This is a genomic window from Rhizobium sp. SG2393, assembly GCF_042610495.1.
GTDB lineage: Bacteria > Pseudomonadota > Alphaproteobacteria > Rhizobiales > Rhizobiaceae > RU20A.
Genome location: NZ_JBHGAP010000001.1, coordinates 866,971 through 886,900, shown reverse-complemented (window position 1 = coordinate 886,900; position 19,930 = coordinate 866,971). Strand labels below are relative to the sequence as shown.

At 66.7% G+C, this 19,930-nt stretch carries 16 protein-coding genes; 7 read left to right on the top strand and 9 right to left on the bottom strand.

Going from position 1 to position 19,930, the window contains the following annotated elements; all coding sequences use genetic code 11:
* Positions 1-209: 209 nt before the first annotated feature.
* Positions 210-578 (top strand): Hpt domain-containing protein, encoded by a 369-nt coding sequence (locus ACED18_RS04250; protein WP_377289300.1) that lies wholly within the window; start codon positions 210-212, stop codon positions 576-578.
* 383 nt (positions 579-961) lie between these two features.
* Complete coding sequence (locus ACED18_RS04245; RefSeq protein ID WP_149737303.1) at positions 962-1,282, top strand: 2Fe-2S iron-sulfur cluster-binding protein; 321 nt, start codon at positions 962-964, stop codon at positions 1,280-1,282.
* Between the two features lie 614 nt (positions 1,283-1,896).
* On the opposite strand, the gene ACED18_RS04240 is transcribed toward ACED18_RS04245, so the two are convergent.
* On the bottom strand, positions 1,897-2,529 hold the full coding sequence (locus tag ACED18_RS04240) for a DUF922 domain-containing Zn-dependent protease (RefSeq protein WP_377289297.1): 633 nt from the start codon (positions 2,527-2,529) through the stop codon (positions 1,897-1,899).
* A 98-nt stretch (positions 2,530-2,627) separates the two neighbouring features.
* On the opposite strand from ACED18_RS04240, the gene folP reads away from it, so the two are divergent.
* The 3 genes from folP to folK all read left to right on the top strand — a co-directional run bounded on the left by folP (position 2,628) and on the right by folK (position 4,444).
* Positions 2,628-3,485 (top strand): dihydropteroate synthase, encoded by an 858-nt coding sequence (gene folP, locus ACED18_RS04235; protein WP_377289295.1) that lies wholly within the window; start codon positions 2,628-2,630, stop codon positions 3,483-3,485.
* Positions 3,486-3,551: 66 nt separating this feature from the next.
* A complete protein-coding gene (gene folB, locus ACED18_RS04230) occupies positions 3,552-3,923 on the top strand; it encodes a dihydroneopterin aldolase (RefSeq protein WP_377289293.1) in 372 nt (123 codons plus the stop codon).
* Positions 3,924-3,925: 2 nt separating this feature from the next.
* Complete coding sequence (gene folK, locus ACED18_RS04225; RefSeq protein ID WP_377291029.1) at positions 3,926-4,444, top strand: 2-amino-4-hydroxy-6-hydroxymethyldihydropteridine diphosphokinase; 519 nt, start codon at positions 3,926-3,928, stop codon at positions 4,442-4,444.
* Positions 4,445-4,819: 375 nt separating this feature from the next.
* Here folK and ACED18_RS04220 read toward each other — a convergent pair whose 3' ends face one another.
* From ACED18_RS04220 to ACED18_RS04205, 4 genes are all read right to left on the bottom strand, one after another.
* Positions 4,820-5,374, bottom strand: a complete 555-nt coding sequence (locus ACED18_RS04220) for a hypothetical protein (RefSeq protein WP_377289291.1) — start codon at positions 5,372-5,374, stop codon at positions 4,820-4,822.
* Between the two features lie 171 nt (positions 5,375-5,545).
* Positions 5,546-6,604 (bottom strand): YcjF family protein, encoded by a 1,059-nt coding sequence (locus ACED18_RS04215; RefSeq protein ID WP_377289289.1) that lies wholly within the window; start codon positions 6,602-6,604, stop codon positions 5,546-5,548.
* On the bottom strand, positions 6,601-8,076 hold the full coding sequence (locus ACED18_RS04210) for a YcjX family protein (RefSeq protein ID WP_377289287.1): 1,476 nt from the start codon (positions 8,074-8,076) through the stop codon (positions 6,601-6,603). The genes ACED18_RS04215 and ACED18_RS04210 overlap by 4 nt, the downstream gene beginning before the upstream one ends.
* Positions 8,077-8,226: 150 nt before the next feature.
* Positions 8,227-8,751: a SixA phosphatase family protein gene (locus tag ACED18_RS04205; protein WP_377289285.1), complete on the bottom strand. Its 525-nt coding sequence runs from the start codon at positions 8,749-8,751 to the stop codon at positions 8,227-8,229.
* A 462-nt stretch (positions 8,752-9,213) separates the two neighbouring features.
* Here ACED18_RS04205 and dksA point away from each other — a divergent pair, with 462 nt between their 5' ends.
* On the top strand, positions 9,214-9,633 hold the full coding sequence (dksA, locus tag ACED18_RS04200) for an RNA polymerase-binding protein DksA (protein ID WP_149737295.1): 420 nt from the start codon (positions 9,214-9,216) through the stop codon (positions 9,631-9,633).
* A 370-nt stretch (positions 9,634-10,003) separates the two neighbouring features.
* Here the strand turns inward: dksA and ACED18_RS04195 are convergent, their stop codons facing one another.
* The gene (locus tag ACED18_RS04195; protein WP_377289282.1) at positions 10,004-11,005 is read right to left on the bottom strand and encodes a flagellar biosynthetic protein FliO; all 1,002 of its coding nucleotides are present in this window, start codon (positions 11,003-11,005) and stop codon (positions 10,004-10,006) included.
* 400 nt (positions 11,006-11,405) lie between these two features.
* Here ACED18_RS04195 and cckA point away from each other — a divergent pair, with 400 nt between their 5' ends.
* A complete protein-coding gene (gene cckA / locus ACED18_RS04190) occupies positions 11,406-14,030 on the top strand; it encodes a cell cycle histidine kinase CckA (RefSeq protein WP_377289280.1) in 2,625 nt (874 codons plus the stop codon).
* Positions 14,031-14,234: 204 nt separating this feature from the next.
* Here cckA and ACED18_RS04185 read toward each other — a convergent pair whose 3' ends face one another.
* The 3 genes from ACED18_RS04185 to ACED18_RS04175 all read right to left on the bottom strand — a co-directional run bounded on the left by ACED18_RS04185 (position 14,235) and on the right by ACED18_RS04175 (position 19,900).
* Entirely contained in the window at positions 14,235-17,333 is a 3,099-nt protein-coding gene (locus ACED18_RS04185) for an efflux RND transporter permease subunit (protein ID WP_377289278.1), read from the bottom strand.
* Complete coding sequence (locus ACED18_RS04180; protein WP_377289276.1) at positions 17,330-18,706, bottom strand: efflux RND transporter periplasmic adaptor subunit; 1,377 nt, start codon at positions 18,704-18,706, stop codon at positions 17,330-17,332. Before ACED18_RS04180 ends, ACED18_RS04185 begins: the two co-directional genes overlap by 4 nt.
* Before the next feature lie 264 nt (positions 18,707-18,970).
* Positions 18,971-19,900, bottom strand: a complete 930-nt coding sequence (locus tag ACED18_RS04175; protein ID WP_377289274.1) for a pseudouridine-5'-phosphate glycosidase — start codon at positions 19,898-19,900, stop codon at positions 18,971-18,973.
* Positions 19,901-19,930: the final 30 nt, after the last annotated feature.

Genomic DNA, 19,930 nt, shown 5'->3' with positions numbered 1-19,930 from the left:
TCCGCCAGCCCCGATTGTGCCCCAGTTTAAAGGGATAGCAGCGCCCGTCGGCTAACACTTGGTCCACGCCCCCGGAGACGGGTTCCCCGGGGAACAGATGCCGGTGACGGATCCGCCATAAGCTCCGGGACACAGACACCCCGTGACACCTGGCGCGAAACCACCGTTTGACGCCGACCGACGATTTGTAAAACAAGGGAAAAACACCAATGGCAGCCCTCAAGATTGCCTTCGAAGCGCCTGACAATTCCGGCATGTTCCGCCCCTCGCAGGCTCGCCCGATCGACCTCGTCCACCTCGCCAACCAGACGATGGGCGACAAGGCGCTGGAGCTCGAAGTCCTGCAGATGTTCTCGCGCCAGTCGCGCCAGCTCATGAAGGACATGGGCGAGGGCGGTATCGAGGCGCGCAAGGCTGCGGCCCATCGCCTCAAGGGCGCAGCCCTTTCCGTCGGCGCACACATGGTTGCCCGTGCCGCCGAGACGATCGAGGCCGAGCCGGAGGCCGACGCGCATCTGTCCGCGCTCTCCGCTGCCGTGCTTGAGGCCGAACATTTCGTTCTGAAGCTCTGCCGCTAAGGCGTAGGGCATCGGGCGCGGGTCTGGCTGGCAGGGCCGGCCCGCTCCGCGCCGGAGGCTTTCCGGCGTGCGGCCTGATTCGCAAGCCATGTGACATGCCGTAGGATTCTGGTTTTGCATGTCTTTTGCCCAAACCTGCGAGACAGTTTCAGGAGACGTGCTTTCGCGGCGCGCTGCCGGTTGACTGGCCTTGCGAATTGAGGGAAGAAATCCGGTGTGCCGCGCATGCCGGACCCTTATGGCCTCGCGGTTCCCGTCTTACCACGCATGTCCGAGCAGGGCGGGGTCGCCCCCGCGCCGGTTCCTGCGGCCAGAACAAGAAGCGCGAGCATGTGCGGCGGCCATGGGCCATCGAACGTGCTCCTGACATCACCGGGTTTCGAATGAGCAAGCTTACCATCGTCGCCTTTGACGGCACGCGCCATGATCTTGATGTCCAGGACGGCACGACCGTCATGGAAAACGCCGTCCGCAAGGCCATTCCGGGCATCGAGGCGGAATGCGGCGGCGCCTGCGCCTGCGCCACCTGTCATGTCTATGTCGATGACGCCTGGACGGCGGCTGTCGGCGCGCCGGAAGCGATGGAAGAGGACATGCTGGACTTCGCCTTCGACGTCCGCCCGACGTCGCGCCTTTCCTGCCAGATCAAGATGAGCCCGGCGCTCGACGGGCTCGTCGTGCACGTGCCGGAACGCCAGGCCTGAGGCCTGCCGCATCCATTCTTTTCATCTGCCGATGATCGTGCCACCCGGATTTCATTCAGGTGGCGTGTTGCGTTATGCGCGCAAAAAAAAGCCTCGCAGGTCGAGGACCAGCGAGGCCAGGCGGGCGCGTCGCGTGATGATGAGGGAGGGAGCATCTCACGCATTAGGACACGCCAGGAGAACACGGACACGCATGCGAAGCCGAGGCGCGAGCGCGCACAAGCATTCGTTAAAGTATGTCGAAGCCATTGCAGCGCCGGGGACAACATCTCCCGTCAGAGCCTGTTCCGGTTGTCTGTCAAACCGGCATCGCTTCTGATCAACGCTGACTATGCTTTGAAAGATACACGCCGATTTGACGTTTTACTATCGCTAGAAATGACTGGTGAAATACTGGCGATGCGCAACAGCCTGTGTCACAGGGGTTTGCGGTGCCATCAACCGGGGCATGGCGCGCCAAGAATCTGATTTGACTGTCTTTCCACCACGGCGCAAGGCGCGGTGATATGTGGGGCAAGGCAGCAAATCGGCTGCGAATACGTCAGTTTTGACTTACGCAAACGCTTCGGCCGATGATTCGGCCGGCGATGCCGCCCGAGGCGGTGCGCGGCGGCTTACTGTTGTGCCTGCTGGCGCTTGATCGTGTCCAGGCGGTACTGGAGCAGGCGGATCATGCGGCGGTCGAAGTTGATGGCCTCCGAGCGGTCGAAGCGGGCCTGATCCTTGTCGTGTTCGGCCACGGCCTTTTCGCTCTCGCGTGCCACCAGCGCCTGCATTTCGGTGCAATCGGTCTGGGGGCGGAGGTTCTGCAGGGTGGTTTCCAGCGTGCGGGCGTAGTTGCGGGCGATTTCGGCGTGGCGCTCCTCGTGCCGCTTGATGTCGGCCGAAAGCGTATCCCAGACGAGTGCCAGATCCGGGTTGGCGCGCTTGCGGTTTACCCAGCGCGGCAGGATGATGCGGGTGTTGAGCGTCACCACGGCCTTGCCGACGGCGCATTTCCCGCCGCGGCTGACATAGGTGACGGAGCCGCCGAACTTGATGCGGGTGGCGCCGGGATGGCGGGCGCCGGTCGATTTCATCAGCGGCCCCTCGCGGGATAGGGCGCCATCCAGCTCGGCGGCGGTGGTGCCGCCGACGGAGAAATAGGAAAAGCTCTTGGAAAAGCGCAGTTCGGCACCGGCGGGTGCTGCCGTGGAGACGACAAGCAGCGCGGCGAGTGCGGCGGACAAGAAACGAAAGCGACGCATCGGGATGGCTCGGCACGATTGAACTTGCATAAAGCTTGGGGCATAGGCTCATGCAAAGCAATAGACATTCCGTTTCACGCGGCCCTGGTCCCGGATCTTTGATGGTCGATCCCTTCCTTCCCTTTACCTGGACACTTGCGCATCAGCGTTCGCTGACGCTCGGGCCGACGGGCGTGCTGATGGCGATCATCAATGTCACGCCCGACAGCTTTTCCGATGGCGGAGTCAATTTTGCGCTGGAGACGGCGGTTGCGTCTGCTGTCGCGGCGCATGCGGCGGGCGCTGCCATTCTCGACATCGGCGGCGAATCGACCAGGCCGGATGCGGCACCCGTGACGGCGGCCGAGGAGCAGGCGCGCGTGCTGCCGGTCATCGCGGCGCTCAGCGCGCGGCTTCCGGATGCGATCCTTTCGATCGACACCTACCGCGCGGAGACGGCTGACCTGGCGGTCGCCGCAGGCGCGCATATCGTCAACGACGTGCACGGGCTGCAGCGCGAGCCCGACATTGCCGGCGTTGCGGCACGGCACGGGGCCGGGCTCTGCATCATGCATACCGGGCGCGGACGCGAGAAGCTCGCCGACGTCATCGCCGACCAGATTGCGTTTCTCGATCGCTCGCTGGAGATCGCGGCGGCCGCCGGCATTGCGGACGGGCAGATCGTGCTCGATCCCGGTTTCGGCTTTGCCAAGGATGCCGATGAGAACCTGTCGCTGATGGCGCGGTTCGGGGCGTTGCACCGGTTTGGCCGGCCCTGGCTCGTCGGCACCTCGCGCAAACGGTTTCTCGGCGCCGTGACGGGCCGGGAGGCGGGCGAACGCGATGTGGCGACTGCGGCCACCACGGCGCTGCTGCGGGCAGCGGGCGCGGCGGTATTCCGGGTGCATGATGTCGCAATCAACAGGGACGCGCTGGCGGTTGCGGATGCTATGCTGGCGCACCGACTTGTGTCATAGCGCGGAGGCGGTCCGGTGGTTCCGGGAAACAAAGGCCGCGACAGTTGAAATGGAAGAGGGCGTGCGATGACCACGACTTACAAGATCACGCTCAAGAACTGCGCCTTCTTTGCCCGCCACGGCGTGCATGACGAGGAGGAATTTCTCGGCCAGCGCTTCTTCGTCGATGCGGAGATGGACGTGACGCCGGGCAGCGCGCTCGAAAACGATGCGATCGAGGATACCGTGCATTACGGCATCGCCTTCACCGAGATCGAGAAGATCATCACCGGGCGGCGCTACTACCTGATCGAGGCGCTGGCACACGAGGTGGCGCGCATGCTCTGTTCGACCTTCCCGCAGGTGCGCCGCGCGAAGGTGTCGATCCGCAAGCCGAACGCACCGGTGCCCGGCGTGCTCGATTATGTCGAGGTGACCGTCGAGCACGTTTCCCCGTGACGATGGCATCCGAACCCGTCGTCAGGGCCGCGCTCGGGCTTGGCGGCAATATCGGCGATCCCGTCGCGGCGATGGCGCGGGCGCTTCGGGCCCTGGACGGGCGGGCCGATACGTCCGTCACCGCCGTTTCCCGCCTCTATCGAACGCCGCCCTGGGGGAAGACAGACCAGGCATGGTTCTTCAATGCCTGCGCGCTCGTCGAAACCGCGCTTCAGCCGGAGGCGCTGCTGGATGTCGGGCTCGACATCGAGCGCAGCATGAAACGCGAGCGCATCGAGCGCTGGGGGCCGCGCACCATCGACATCGACGTGCTGCTCTGGGGCGAGGCCGCGATCGCCAGCGAGCGGCTGACCGTGCCGCATCCGCGCATGACCGAGCGCGCCTTCGTGCTGATGCCACTCGCCGACATCTTCCCCGACGGCATGGTGGGTGGGCGATCGGTGACCGACTGGCTGGCGGCCGTTGACAAGGCGGGCATCGAGGTGGCGGATGCCGATTGCGGCTGGTGGCAGCGGGCTTAGCGGCGGCCCTCGGCGGGGCGCAGCGCGCTGCGGGATACGAAAACCTGGCTTGCAGGCAGGGAAACTCAGGATGCGAGGCTATCAGCTTCGGCATCGCGTTCCAGTGCGGTCCTACCTCTCCACCCGGTCATCCTCGGGCTTGACCCGAGGATCCATCCTTTCAGGCATTCACGGGCGTGGCTGTGGATCCTCGGGTCAAGCCCGAGGATGACCGGGTGGAGAGGGATTCGCCGTTGATGAGAGGATGCGCGCATAGCTTTCCCAAGATTTTTCCGCGGCGTCATCAGGTCGTGAACCAGATGCGTCGCGTCACCACCCGCAAACGAAAAACCCGGCGCGAACGCCGGGCTTCGGGGCAGGGTCTTCTGTAAGATCTTACGGCTTGATCGAGCCGACGGCGATCTCGTCAACCTGGCGGGTCAGGCTGACGCCGATGACCGGGACCATGGTTTCCTCGACTTTGACCGAGATGGTGATGTTCATGGTGCGATCGTCTGCAAGGCGGGCGATCATGGCGCCGTTCAGCTTCTTGCGGTTGATGCCGACGACGACCTTGTCCTTGCCGACATTGCCGGAAATGACGTCGAGGCCCTTGCCGTCGGAACCGTCCAGGAAGGTGCCCTTGTAGCTCTTGCCGCCGCGCTGGATGGTGGCGGTCATCGGCTGCTTGAAGACGCCGACGCGGCAGAAACCGTCCATCTTCAGGCCGGCCGGACCCTGGTCGATGGAAGCGCCGGTCAGTTCGCAGGTGAACTTGGTGCCCTTGTACTTGCCGGCGACGATCTCGCCCGGGCCCTTCCACTGGCCGGAGACGCGGTCGAAGAAGGCCTTGTCGCTGCCGGCGGCATGGCCCGTTGCGGATGCCAGCGAAACGCCGGACAGAACTGCTGCCGCCAGGATGCGGGCAACCAAAGAAGTGCGCGAATACATGAACGATCCTTGATGTTCGACGGCTTTCGTAGCATCGACATTTGATCGAGAATGGTTAATGGACGGTTTCGCGCGGGGGCGGCGCGGCCGGCAAAAGGGCCAGGCACGGTGCTTTCCACAGGCTGGCAGGAGGCCTGCGGCTTTCCTGCAACACCGCCGCCGGTCGCCGCGTCAGCCGGATTTGCGATCGCGGCCGAGCGGCGAGATTTCCGCCATCACGTCGGCGACGCGCGGGCGCGGCAGGGCGGAGAAGGCGACGGGGCGGCAGAGATCCATGGCGGCAATGCCGATGCGCGCCGTCATCAGGCCGTTGATCACGCCTTCGCCGAGCTTGGCCGAAAGCCGCGAGGCGATGCCGTGGCCGACGACTTCCTGCACGAGACTGTCGCCCACCGCAATCGAGCCGGTGACGGCCAGATGCGCCAGCACGTCGCGCATCAGCCGGAGCATGCCGAAGGTGCCGGGACGGCCGCCATAGAGTTCGGCCATGCCGCGTACCAGGCGCACGGCCTCGAAGCCGACATAGGCGAGATCGACGATGGCGCGCGGGCTGACGGCGGTGACGACCGAAACACGCTTGGCAGCATCCAGCGTCATGCGCTTGGCGATCCGGTCAAGCGGCGCGAGCAGTTCGCGCTCGGCGAGATCGACGAGATCGGCGGCGTCGATGATGTCGCCGTCGCTTTCCTTCAGCCGCGCCCGGCCGGCCGCGGTTTCGGGCCGGTGGGCGATGAAGGCGGCGAGGCGGTCGATCTCGGCGCGGGCCGTCTTCGGCGTGCCCTTGAGGCGCTCGGCGGCGAGGTCGGCCTTGATGTCCTGCACGGTGGCAAGGCGGCGCAGGCCGAGGAATTCGCGGATGGCGATGGCGACAACGCCGAGCACGGCGAGCGTGGCGGCGGCGAGCGCGACATAGCCCAGCCACTCGGCGCGGGCGAAGAGATCGGCAATCAGCCCGTCGATCCAGAGACCAATGCCGAGCGACACGAGAATGCCGAGGCCCCCAAGCGCAATCGAGGCGAAGGGCGCGCGGCGGCGGCGCGGCGGAACGACAGGCGGCAGGGCGTCGTCAAAGATGTCCTGGTCGGCGGCGATTTCGGCCAGCCGCTCGTCGAAGGCGGCGGGCTTGCGGGGCGCGGCCGGTTCGGCGCTGACGCGCACCGGTTCCGCCTGCTGATCATCGAGGCGGATGGCGGCGGGGCGGCGGCGCGGGGTGTCGCTATCGCTGGTCATGCGAGACGGTCTCCCATCAGGAACTGCATGGCGCGGTCGAGCCGGATATGCGGCACGGACAGTTTCAGCCCGCCGGCCGTCTCTTCGATGTGCGGCGGGCGAAAGCGCACGAAATTCAGACCCATGCGGGCGATATCCTCAGAGGTTGAGTCCGACCGTTCGAAAAGTGAGTCCGGATTTTCCGGCAAGTCACCGGGAAATATGGCTGTTTTCGTATCGCCATCGAAACTTTCGCCATTGATCGTCTCGCCGGCGATGGGATTGCCGACAATGACCGGCAGCGTCTGGCCGTCGTGGCGCACCGTTGCCTCGCGGGTGGCGCGCACCGAGGCGATCGCCATCACCTCGATGCCGGCGCCGGACAGCCCGATGCGGTCGATGGCGCGGGCGACGATGCGGCGCGTGATCTTCTCCAGCCGGTCGTGGCTTTCGTGGTGCAGGTGATCGGCCTTGGTGGCGGCGATCAGCACCTTGTCGATGCGGCGCGTGAGCAAGGAGGAAAGAAACGAGTTCCGGCCGGGACGGAAGGTGGCGAGCACGTCGCCGAGCGCGCTTTCGAGGTCGGCCAGCGATTCCGGTCCGCCATTGATGGCCTGCAGCGCATCGACCAGCACGATCTGGCGATCGAGACGGGCGAAGTGCTCGCGGAAGAAAGGCTCCACCACATGGGTCTTGTAGGCCTCGTAGCGGCGCTCCATCATCGCATGCAGGCTGCCTTTCGCCGGTTTTTCATCCGGCAGATCGGACAGCGGGGCGAAGGTCAGCGCCGGTGATCCCTCGAGATCGCCGGGCATCAGGAAGCGGCCAGGCGGCAGCGCGGCGAGCGTGCGGCGATCGGCCCGGCAGCCGGCGAGGTAATCGGTAAAGGCGGCGGCGAGCCGGCGGGCATCGTCCTCCTGTCCCTCGGCCGCCGGATCGAGGCTGGCGGCAAGCGCCAGAAAGGCGCCGGAGTGATCGGCGCGGATGCCCCGGCGGGCCAGTTCCACCGTGTTGCGGCTGAAGGTGGCGTAGTCCTGCGACAGGAGCGGCAGATCGAGCAGCCATTCGCCGGGATAGTCGACGATATCGACCGACAGGCGGCCGGGCGAGAACATGCGGTTCCAGCCGCTGGCGCTCTGGTAGTCGAAGGTGAGGCGCAGTTGCGAGACGGCGCGGGTCGAATCCGGCCAGATGCGGTCGCGCACCAGCGCCTTCACGTGATCCTCGTACTGGAAGCGCGGCACGGCGTCGTCCGGCTGCGGCTCCAGCCGCACCTTGGACACCCGGCCCGAGCGGATGGGCTCGAAGACCGGGATGCGGCCGTCATTCAGGAGATTGTGGACCAGCGAAGAGATGAACACCGTCTTGCCGGCGCGCGACAGGCCCGTCACGCCGAGGCGGATGGCGGGATCGGTGAGGTTTGCGGCGCGGTCGGCGATGTTGTCGATGACGAGGCGGGCATCGTTGCGCAGGGTATGGAGAAAGCTGGCCACGGGGCGAAGGATCCGGAAAGGCTCATGGCAGCGCGGGGGATGGCTGCGGTTTCACTGACCCTGCATATAGGAAGGCCGGGCGCGACATCAAAGCGGCCGGGCAAGAAGGAGCGGCAGGACGGCGGGAGGCCAGGTGCGCCCGGCGGTGCGTCAGCCGTGGTCGTGGGGGCTCAGCCACTGGGTGAGCGTGGCCAGTCCGGGTGCGGTCAGCGCACGGTGGGCATCGAACTCCACGACGGCAAGGCCGGCGGGGGGATAGCCGAGCGGGATGCGCAGCGCCGCGGCATCATCGCCGACAAGGGCGCGCAGCAGTTCCTCGATCATGGGATTGTGCCCGACCAGCATCAGGGAGGCGACGTCGTCCTGCGCGGCGGCGATGTTGCGGTAGGCCTCGGCCCCGGCGGCATAGAGCTCGTCGGTGTACTGGATGTCGGTTTCCTCGCCGAGCACCCGGCGGAAGGCCTCCGTCGTTTCCCGGCAGCGCACGGCAGTGGAGGAGATGATGCGGTCGGGCCTGAAGCCCCTGTCGGCAGCGCGGTCGGCGACGAGCTCGGCCTGAGCATAGCCGGTGTCGTCGAGCGTGCGGTCGAAATCCTTTTGCCCAGGGGTGGCCCAGCCCGCCTGGGCGTGGCGCAGCAGGTAAAGGCGGAAGGGCGAGGCTTCGGTGCTGGGCATGGGCGCTCCTTCCCGGGTTTCGGTCTGCTTGATCCTGCGGCCTGACGCGTGGTGTGCCGGGCGGGTCTCCCGGTCTTGAGCGCAGGCGCTTTCAAATCGTCAGGGCTTTGTCGATCCGGGCGGCAGAAATTTCAAGGCCATACGCGCGAAAAAGCGAAGGCGGGCGGGGGCGGTCGGCCGAATTCGGTGGGCCACCGGGGCCGCTTTGCGGGTGAAATTTGCGCTGCTTAAATAAAGGGCGATTTTGTGGCTCCTGGCCGCCAGCCCGCTCCGATCGCGCCCCGCAGTCGCGGTTGCGGACAGGGAGTTTTCCAACCCGATTATAATTTTGCTGAAATATTAGTCTGTTAGCCTCAGGAATTGACAGTGTCGTCCGGTCGCGCTGTCGCTTTGGCAGGCTTGAATGCGGACCCTCATGGGTCTATACACCGCGCACACGAGATGTTCTTCAGGAGAATCGCGTTGAGTGAGAAGATCGATCTTAGGAACTACGTCCTCTCCGAGGACGAAGAATTCATGAATCCCAACCATCGGGCTTATTTTCGTGCCAAGCTGAATGCCTGGAAGAACGATATCCTTCGGGAAGCCCGCGAAACGCTCGACCACCTCGCGGAAGAGAGCGCCAACCACCCCGACCTCGCCGACCGTGCCTCTTCCGAGACCGACCGCGCCATCGAGCTTCGCGCCCGCGACCGGCAGCGCAAGCTGATCTCCAAGATCGACGCCGCACTGCAGCGCCTGGATGACGGTACCTACGGCTATTGCGAGGAAACCGGCGAGCCGATCGGCCTCAAGCGTCTCGACGCCCGCCCGATCGCCACGCTGTCGATCGAGGCGCAGGAACGCCACGAGCGCCGCGAAAAGGTCTACCGCGACGAATGATCTCCACGACAGCAGCGCCCGCCGGGCGCTGTTTTCGTCTGGAGCATCGCCGTCTGGCGTGATCCTGCGCGCCTGCCGGGGACAGCCCCTTTGCCGGGACTGGACCACCGGGCTATAGCGCGCGGCCGGCTCTGCCGGTCACGCTCTTCCAGCGTCTCCGTCCTATCTTTCTGTTCTGCCGGCTGGCCCTGATGTCCATCTGGTCTGACAGGGTGTGATCCTCATGGGCAGTGGCCCGGCGAACGGTCGGCCATGAGACAGAGGCCATGAGCAGGCGAAACGCCTGTGGTCACGGGCACCTTTCCCTTTCGGCGGCGGGAGGCGCGCCGTTTCGAACGGCGTTCCCGTCCTGGACCACCGTCTCCCGAGGTCAACGATTTCCGCGATTGTCGCGCTCTTCCAGCAGGCGGAACATTTCCTCCTCCAACGAAGGTTCGCGGCGCTGGGTGGGTGTCGCGGCTGTTGCCTGGGCCGCAGCGCGCGGGGCGGCGGCGGGCTGGCCGCGGCCTGCGGTGTCGCGTGCATCGGGCGTGATCCGCTGCAGGTCGCCGCTGATTTCGGCATCCAGCAGGCGTTCGAAATCCGAGGTCGGGCCGGCGGGATTGCGGGCAGGCTGCTGGATGATGCGGGCATCGGCCACGGGTTGGGCCGCGATCGCCTGCGGACCCTGGGGCTGGACGACCTGCGGCTGGGCAGCCTGGGGCATGACGCGCAGGCGCGCGGCTTCCAGGATGTCTTCGGGGCGGGCCGTCTCGCGAAGGGCGGGTTGCGCAGCCGCCGGCTGCACGGGGCGGCGCTGCTCGGTCGTCTGCGGTGCGGCTGCGGGCGTCGCGACCTGGGCGGTGGGGCGCGGCATGGTCACGGCCTGTTCGCCGTAGAGGGCCGCGCCGGCATTGGAGATGGTGGGATCGACCTGAGCAGCCGGCGCCGTGCGCTCGCGCGGGGCGGATTGCGGCTGAACGGGCGCACGTTCGGCGGCGCAGCGGTCGACCGACGCGATCTCCGTCCTGCCGTCCGGCGCGCGTGTCTCGGGTGTCGGCGTCGCGCCACGCTCGGCGGCAGGGGCCGGCTGCTGGCCGGCCGAAGCGCCGACGATCCGGCTTTCGATGACCACATCGGTCGGGCCGCCGATCAGGATCAGGTGCTCGACATCGTCGCGGCGCACGAGGACGAGCCGTCGGCGGGTATCGACGGCGGCGGCGTCGAGGACGGCCAGGCGGGGCTGGCGGGTGCGGCCGCCGCGGATGAAGGGCGATGAGGGACGGTTCTTCATCCACCAGAGCACGCCGACCAGAACCAGAAGGCCGATGCCGACGCCGAGAATGGCAATCATCAGCCGGCCGCCGGTATCGCCCAGTATCGTCGTGTCCATCGCGCCGTCTCCCGATCCTTCGTCGTCTCCAGCCCGAAGGTAGCGGGCTGCCGCCGATTTCAAGGCTTTATCATTAGAGCGTATTCATGAAAGGATACAAGGTGGCCGGGGCGGCGCATGCGGGAGATCGGGGCAGACGCCAGCCCAAAGCCGCGTCAAGCGCCTGCAAAGTCCTGCTTTTTTTCAGGAAATTGCCTGTGAATTGCCGGTCGGAGCCTTTCTTGCGGTGCTTTGTGCATTGCTCTTCGACTGATAAGCATTGAGTCTGATATGGGGCGGCATACGGTAAAGATTCGGCCGGCATGGCCCAAGCTTTCGGCGCACGCGCCGGATGCGTGCATTTCACGGTGATGGGCAGGGCCTGCGGCGCGCGGGCGCGCTCGCGGGCGAAGGGGACCGGATGACGAAACTGCGGCAGGCCAGCGGCTACCAGATGCCGATCGTGGATCGCGGCGCCCGGCCCGGCACCGTGCTGCGGATCATCGTGCTGGCCTTCGTGCTGACGGCCTCGGCCGTCGGGTTCATCGCCTTCAAGAACCAGCTGGAAAACGAGATCGGCCTTGGCATTCTGGGCGTTCTCGCCATGGTCGGCATCTTCTTCCTCGTCTCCGCCGTGATCGGCTTCATCGAGGTCATGCCGCAGTCGCGTTCCGACGATCTGGCACGCGCCTTTCTCGACGGGCTGGAGGACGGCGCCGTCGTCACCGACCGCAAGGGGCGCATCGTCTATGCCAATGCCGCCTATGCCCGGCTCACGGGCGCGTCCAAGGCGACCGAGGTCCAGCCGCTCGAAGCCATCCTGTCGCGCAACCGCGAGGCCACGGAGGCCATCTACCGGCTGACCAACGGGCTTCGCGAGGGGCGCAAGGGCGCGGAAGAATTCCGCCTCCTGCGGCCGCTGTCGCCCGGCGCCAGTGCCGGTTCGGGCGCGCACTGGTTCCAGCTGAAGGCGAGCGTGCTGCCGCTGCGCGACGGTGACAAGCAGCCGCTGCATCTGTGGCAGGTGGCCGACATCACCTCGTCGCGCGACGAGCAGGAGCGGTTCTTCAAGGAATTGCAGAACGCCATCGACTATCTGGACCATGCGCCGGCCGGCTTCTTCTCGGCCGGACGCCGTGGCGAGATCTTCTATATCAATGCAACGCTTGCGGACTGGCTGGGCATCGATCTCACCAAGTTCCAGCCGGGCAGCCTCAGCATGGCTGATCTTCTCGCCGGCGAGGGCCTGACGCTGGTGCAGTCGGTGCAGGCCGAGCCGGGGCTGAAGAAGACCAAGGTTCTCGATCTCGACCTGCGCAAGGCGAACGGCCAGAGCCTGCCGGCGCGGCTGGTGCACAGCGTTTCCTCCACGCGGGACGGGGCGCCCGGCGAAAGCCGCACCATCGTGCTCAACCGCCGTGCCGGTGACGACAGCGACCAGCCGGGCTCCGTCGCGGCCATGCGCTTCACGCGCTTCTTCAACAACACACCGATGGCGATCGCCTCGATCGATGGCGACGGGCGCATCCTGCGCACCAACGCGCCCTTCCTGAAGATGTTCTCCGGCGCTGTGTCGCGCGACGAGATGGACAATGGCGCGAAGCTCGCGCTGGTGGTGCACGAGAACGAGCGGCAGGCGCTTGCCGATGCGCTGGCGGCCGCCAAGGACCTGCAGGGCGACATCGCGCCGATCGACAGCCGGCACCCGAAGGACGAGGCGCGTCATTTCCGTTTCTACGTGCATGCCGTGATCGACCATACGGACGAGGCGCCGGAAGAGGCGGCGATCGTCTACGCCGTCGAGACGACCGAGCAGAAGGCGCTCGAGACGCAGATGGCGCAGACGCAGAAGATGAATGCGGTTGGCACGCTCGCCGGCGGCATCGCGCATGACTTCAACAACGTGCTGACGGCGATCCTGCTGTCGGCCGACCATCTGCTGCTGTCGGCCCGCTCTTCGGATGCGAGCTTCGCCGACCTGATGGAGATCAAGCGCAACGCCAACCGCGCGGCCGTGCTGGTGCGCCAGCTTCTCGCCTTCTCGCGCAAGCAGACGATGCGCCCGACGGTGCTGAACCTCACCGACGTCATCGGCGACCTGCGCATGCTGGTCGATCGCATGACGGGCACGCATGTGAAGATCGACGTCGATTTCGGCCGCGACCTCTGGCCGGTGCGCACGGATCTCGGGCAGTTCGAGCAGGTGCTTCTGAACCTTGCCGTCAATGCGCGCGACGCCATGCCGAATGGCGGCACGCTGACGATCCGTACCCGCAACCTGCCGGCGTCGGAAGCGGCGGCAATGAACCGCACGGAACTGCCGGCGGAAGACTTCGTCGTCGTCGATGTCGTGGACGAGGGCACCGGCATTGCGCCCGAAATCCTCGACAAGATCTTCGAGCCCTTCTTCACCACCAAGGAAGTCGGCAAGGGCACGGGCCTCGGACTTTCCATGGTCTACGGCATCGTCAAGCAGTCGGGCGGCTACATCTATCCGGAAAGCGAAGTCGGCAAGGGCACGACCTTCCACATCCTCCTGCCGCGCTACATCGAGGAGCCGGTCGCCGCTGCCGCCGAGGGGGCCGAGGCCGCGCCCGTGGCCGAACAGGCGGCCGAGACGATCGCCGTCGGCAAGCAGCTCGGCCAGTCCGCCACCGAACCCGCCGACCTTACCGGCGGCTCGGCCGTCGTCCTGCTCGTCGAGGACGAGGAGGCGGTGCGCCGCGGCGGCAAGCGCATGCTGGAAACGCGCGGCTACACCGTCCACGAGGCGGGCTCCGGCGTGGAAGCGCTTGACATCATGGAGGAGCTGAACGGCGCGGTCGATATCGTCGTCTCCGACGTGGTGATGCCTGAAATGGACGGGCCGACGCTGCTGCGCGAGCTTCGCAAGACCTATCCCGACCTCAAGTTCATCTTCGTCTCCGGCTATGCCGAGGACGCCTTTGCCCGCAACCTGCCCTCCGACGCCAAGTTCGGCTTCCTGCCGAAGCCGTTCTCGCTGAAGCAGCTCGCCGTGGCGGTGCGGGAGATGCTGGACAGCTGAGGTGCTCGCGCGGGTGGCGGCGCGTTCTCGGGCCGCTATGTCCGGGTCCTGACCGAGATATCCATGCGGCTCGCTGTGAATGTGCGGCTGTGGATCCTCGGGGCAAGCCCGAGGATGACAGTGGGTGGGGTGGCCGCCGGTTCCTCGCTGGCCGCTCTCGAAGCGCTGCGGCGAGCTGAGGGTGGTCGTTGACGGCGGCGCGCCTCACACTCCTGAAGCCGCCGCCGCATGCGCCCGCCGGCGGAAGAGGCGGCCCGGCAGTCTCGACAGGCGGTCCATCTCGACGAAGATCACCGGGGTGATGAAGAGGGTCAGCGCCTGGGAGACCAGCAGGCCGCCGACGATGGCGATGCCGAGGGGCTGGCGCAGTTCCGAGCTGGTGCCGGTGCCGAGCGCAATCGGCAGGGCGCCGAGCAGCGCGCAGAAGGTCGTCATCATGATCGGCCGGAAGCGGCGGATGCAGGCCTCGTGGATCGCCTCGCCCGGTGTGATGCCGGCGCCGGAGCGCAGGGTTTCGAGCGCCACGTCGATCATCATGATCGCGTTCTTCTTGACGATGCCGATCAGCATCAGGAGGCCGATGATGGCGATGATCGAGAGGTCGAAGCCCATGACCTCCAGCGCGAGCAGGGCGCCGAGTGCGGCGGACGGCAGGCCGGAGAGGATGGTCAGCGGGTGGATGAAGCTCTCGTAGAGCACCCCCAGCACCACATAGATCGTCAAGACGGCGGCGAGGATCAGCACCGGCATGGAGCCTTGCGACTGCTGGAAGATCTGCGCCGAGCCGCCATAGGAGGTGAAGACGTCGGCGGGAACCCCGATGTCGCGCTTGATCGCATCGATGGTCTTCGTGGCGTCTCCGAGCGAGATGCCCTGCGGCAGGTTGAAGGAGATGGTGGTGGAGACGAGCTGGCCGGTCTGGTTGATGGTGACCGGCCCGGTGCCCCGCGTCACCGTCGCAAAGCTCGACAGCGGCACCAGCGCCCCGCCGGTGCCCGGCACGCGGATGGCGGCGAGGCTGTTTTCATCCCAGGGCTTCGACCGGTCATATTCGACGATGACGTTGTAGCTGTTGCCGGTCGACTGGATCTGCGTCGGGGCGTTGGAGCCGAAGGCCTGGAGGAGCGTGGTGCGCAGGACATCCGTGCCGATGCCGTAGGCGGCCATCTTCTCGTGGTCGATGGCGATGTCGGCCTGCAGCGCATTGTTCTGGGCATCCGACACGAGATCGGTGAAGTGGCCGTCGCGGCGCATGGCGGTCAGCAGGTTGCCGGCCCACAGGTTGGTCGTGGCTGCGTCCAGACCCTGCACGACGAGCTGGTACTGGCTGGCGCTCTGCCGGCCCCCGAAGCGCAGGTTCTGCTGCGGGGTGACGAAGCCCTGCAGGCCGGGCACGGAGGCGACCGTGCGGCGCAGTTCGGCCAGCGTCTGGTCGAGCGGCGGGCGCTCCTCCTTCGGCTTCAGCTCCACGAACATGGTACCGTTGTTGACGGGACTGCGGGCGCTGCCGCCGGCAATCGACACGACATGGGCGACGGCCGGGTTCTGCCGGACGAGATCGGCGGCCTGGTTCTGCAGGGCCTGCATGGCGGCGTAGGAGATATCCTGCCGGGCGCGGGTGGAGATGTTGAGCCGGCCGATATCCTCGGTCGGGAAGAAGCTGGTCGGCAGCGTCATGAAGAGGGTGACGGTGGCCGCAAGGGAGGCGAAGAACAGGCCGAGGATGATGAAGCGGTGCCTGAGGCACCAGCCGACCGAGCGGCCATAGGCGCGTGTCGTGGCGGCAAAGCCGGCATCGAACAGGCGAATGAGCAGCGGCGGGCGGGAATGGCCACCCGACAGGCGGGCACCGAGCATGGGCGTCACTGTCAGCGAGACGACGGCGGAGGCGAGGATGGCGATGGTGACGACCATGCCGAACTCGTTGAAGACCCGGCCGATGACGCCGCCCATCAGAAGGATGGGCAGGAAGACGGCGACGAGCGAGATCGACATGGAGACGATGGTGGTGCTGACCTCGGCCGAGCCGAGGATCGCCGCCTTGCGCACCGGCATGCCGGCCTCCACGTGGCGCAGGATGTTTTCCAGCATGACGATGGCATCGTCCACCACGAGGCCGACCGCAAGCGTGAGCCCCAGCAGCGAGATGTTGTCGATGCTGTAGTCCAGCGCATACATCACGCCGAAGGTGGCGACGAGCGAGAGGGGAACGGCGAGGCCCGGAATGACGGTCGCGCCGAGGTGGCCGGTGAAGAGGTAGATGACGAGGATGACGAGGCCGATGGTGAGCAGGAGCGTGAACTTCACATCGGAGATCGCATCGCGGATCGGCTGCGAACTGTCGTTCATCACGAAGGTTTCGACCGAGGCCGGCATGACGGCATGCAGCGCAGGCAGCTTTGCCTTGATGGCATCGACCACCTCGACCGTGTTGGCGCCCGGCTGGCGCTGAATGGCGAGCAGGATGGCGCGGTTGCCGTCATACCAGCTGCCGGTCTTGTCGTTGGCCACGCTGTCGCTGACGGTCGCGACGTCGCCTAAGTGCACCGGCGCGCCGTTCGGGGCAGCGATCACCAGCGAGCGGAAGGCATCGGCATTGGTGAGCTGTGAATTGGTGTTGATCGTCAGGCTCTGCTGGGCCGTATCGATGGTGCCGACCGGAAGCTGGTTGTTGGCGGCCGCGACCGCCTTGTCGACGCTGGTGATGCTGATGCCGCGGGTGAGCAGCTTGTCGGGGTCCACCTCGACGCGCACGGCATAGGTCTGGGCGCCGTAGACCTGCACCTCCGCCACGCCCGGCAGGGTGGAAAGCGCCGGCGAAATGACGTTTTCGGCGATGTCGTCGAGCTTTGCGCCCGGCAGCGTCTCGCTGCGCACGGCCAGCAGCATGACCGGCGCATCGGCCGGGTTGGTCTTCCGGTAGCTCGGCGGCGTCGTCATGTTGGAAGGCAGTTGCCGGTTGGCAAACGAGATCGCCGCCTGCACGTCGGCCGCTGCCGCATCGATGCTGCGGTTGAGATCGAACTGCAGCACGATGTTGGAATTGCCGAGCGAATTGGTGGCGCTGATTTCGCTGACGCCCGGAATGGTCTGGAACTGCTTGATGAGCGGTGTCGCGACCGAGGTCGCCATGGTCTGGGGCGAGGCGCCGGTCAGCGAGGCGGAAACGCTGATGGTCGGGAAATCCACCTTCGGCAGGGCGGCGACCGGCAGCAGGCGGTAGGCGGCCATGCCGGCGAGCATGACGCCGATGGCCAGAAGCGTGGTGGCGACGGGCCGCTCGATGCAGAAACGGGGGATCATGGTGCCTGCTCCGATGCGACGGTCTGCGTGGCCTTGGCGGGGTCGGCGGCGGTGCCGTCTGCGACGCTTTCCGTCACGGGCCGGCCGGGGAAGAGCTGCGCCTGGCCCTCGACCACGACATGATCGCCGGCCGAAAGGCCCGCGCTGACGGCGGTCATGTCGCCGGCGACGCGATCGACGGTAACCGGCACGACATCGGCCTTGCCGTCGCGGATGACATAGGCGATCGGCCCCTGCTGGCCGGGCTCGACGGCAACCGTCGGCACCAGCACGTGGCTGTCATCCGTGTTGATGTGGGCGACCATGTTGACCGCCTGTCCCGGCCAGAGCGTGCCGTCGGGATTGTCGAACCGCGCCTTGACAAGAATGGTGCCGGAGGCGGGATCGACGGTGTTGTCGAAGAAGGCGAGCGTGCCCGTGTGCGCGACATCGCCCTTGGCGGACGGCACGGTGGTGACGCTGACCGGGCCCTTGGCGAGCGCGCTGCGCAGCCAGGGCAGCAGTGCCTGTTCCATATGGGCGCTGACATAGACGGGGTCGAACTTGACGAGCCGCACGACCGGCGCGCCATAGGCGAGGTTTGCGCCGAGGCTGACCTGGATCTCGCCGAGGCGCCCGTCGAAGGGGGCGCGGATCTCGGTGTGCTCGAGGAGGACCTGATCGGCCGCGCGCGTCGCCTTGTCGGCCTCCACGGTCGCGGCGGCGGTATCGCGGGCCGCCTGTGCCTGGTCCAGCGTCTGCTGGGCGCCGGCCTTGTTGGCAACGAGATCCTGGGCGCGGCGCAGGGCCGTCTCCGTTTCGGCAAGGGTGGCGCTGTCGCGCAGGATCATCGCCTCGTCCTTCGCGACGGCGGCGCGGGCAGCGCGGTCATCCAGTCTGGCGATGAGATCGCCGCTCTTCACGGTGGCGCCGTCGCTGACCGCGATATCGGTGACGACACCCTGTTCTGCCGCCGTCAGCATCGTCGTCTGATCGGCGACGGCAAAGCCGGTGGCGGGAATGTCGAGCGGCAGCACGCCGGTGACGGCGGCAACCGTCTTGACGGCCGCCGGGCCGCCGGTGCCGCCATTCCTGCCGTGGCCACCGCCGGTGCCATTGCCACTGCTTTGGGCCGGCGCCTCGGCCGTGGTCTGGCCCTGATCCTGACCGCCGGTCTTGTCGTGGTGGTGGTGGGTCTGGCCGCTGGCGGTCGCATCGGCTGCGGCCGGCTGGCCGCCCGGCGGGGAGGTCTGTGCCTCTGCGGCAGGATGGCCGAAGGGCAGGGCGGCGAGGAGGGCGGGCGGCAGGCGATCGCGCCAGAGATAGGCGGCCCCGCCGGCGGCGGCTATGACAAGGATGGAAAGGCTTGCGGTGCGGATCCGGGACGTCTTCAAAGGCTGTCCTTTCGGGCGGACGACAGTCGAAAAGGGATCGCGAACAGCTGCACGGGTCGTTGCGGGCGGGACACCGGGAGGGGGCGGGCGGCGGCGGGTGCGGACTGGCGATGCGGGAAGTTATATTCCTGCTCGCAGGTGCGGTAAGCCCTTTGGCATATTAAATTTTCTTAATATGGCGGGCGGTGTTCGCCCCTTTCAACGGCAACGGCCGCGCCCTTTCGGGACGCGGCCGCCGGTTTCTCCGCAGGTCGTCTGGCGTCGTCAGTCCTTGTTGAGCGCCACCGCGATGCCGGCGGCGAGGCGGGCATTGTTTTCGACCAGCGCGATATTGGTCTTCAGGCTGCGGCCTTCCGTGAGTTCGAAGATGCGGGCGAGCAGGTAGGGGGTGACCGCCTTGCCGGCAATGCCGTCATCCTCGGCATCGGCGAGCGCGGTGCGGATGTAGATTTCCATTTCCTCGCGGTCGATCTCGCTTTCGACCGGCACGGGATTGGCCACCAGCAGGCCGCCATCCACGCCGAGCAGGTCGCGCATGGCCTGGAAATTGGCGATCTTGTCGGCGCTGTCGAGGGAGAGCGGCGACTTCAGACCCGATTCGCGCGACCAGAAGGCCGGGAATTCCGTAGAGCCATAGGTGACGACGGGAACGCCGCGCGTTTCCAGCACTTCCAGCGTCTTGGGAACATCGAGGATCGCCTTGGCGCCGGCGCAGACGACGATGACGCCGGTGCGCGAGAGCTCGTCGAGGTCGGCGGAAATGTCGAAGCTGTCTTCCGCGCCGCGATGCACGCCGCCGATGCCGCCGGTGGCGAAGACGCGGATGCCGGCGCGGGCCGCCGCGATCATGGTGGCGGCGACCGTGGTGGCGCCGGTGCGGCCTTCCGCGATCGCGAAGGCGAGGTCGGCGCGCGACAGCTTCATGGCGCCCTCGGTCTTTGCCAGCGATTCCAGCATCTCGGGCGAGAGGCCGACATGCAGCACGCCGTCGATGACCGCGATGGTGGCGGGAACCGCGCCGCCGGAGCGGATGATCGCCTCGACGCTGCGGGCCATCTCCAGATTGCCGGGATAGGGCATGCCATGGGTGATGATGGTCGATTCCAGCGCCACGATCGGCTGGCCGTTCGCCTTGGCGGCGGCGACCTCATCGGAATAGTTCATCGGCAGGAGCGGCGAAAAGGGTCTGCTCATCAGTGTCATCCTGTTGGGCCGGCGGGGCGG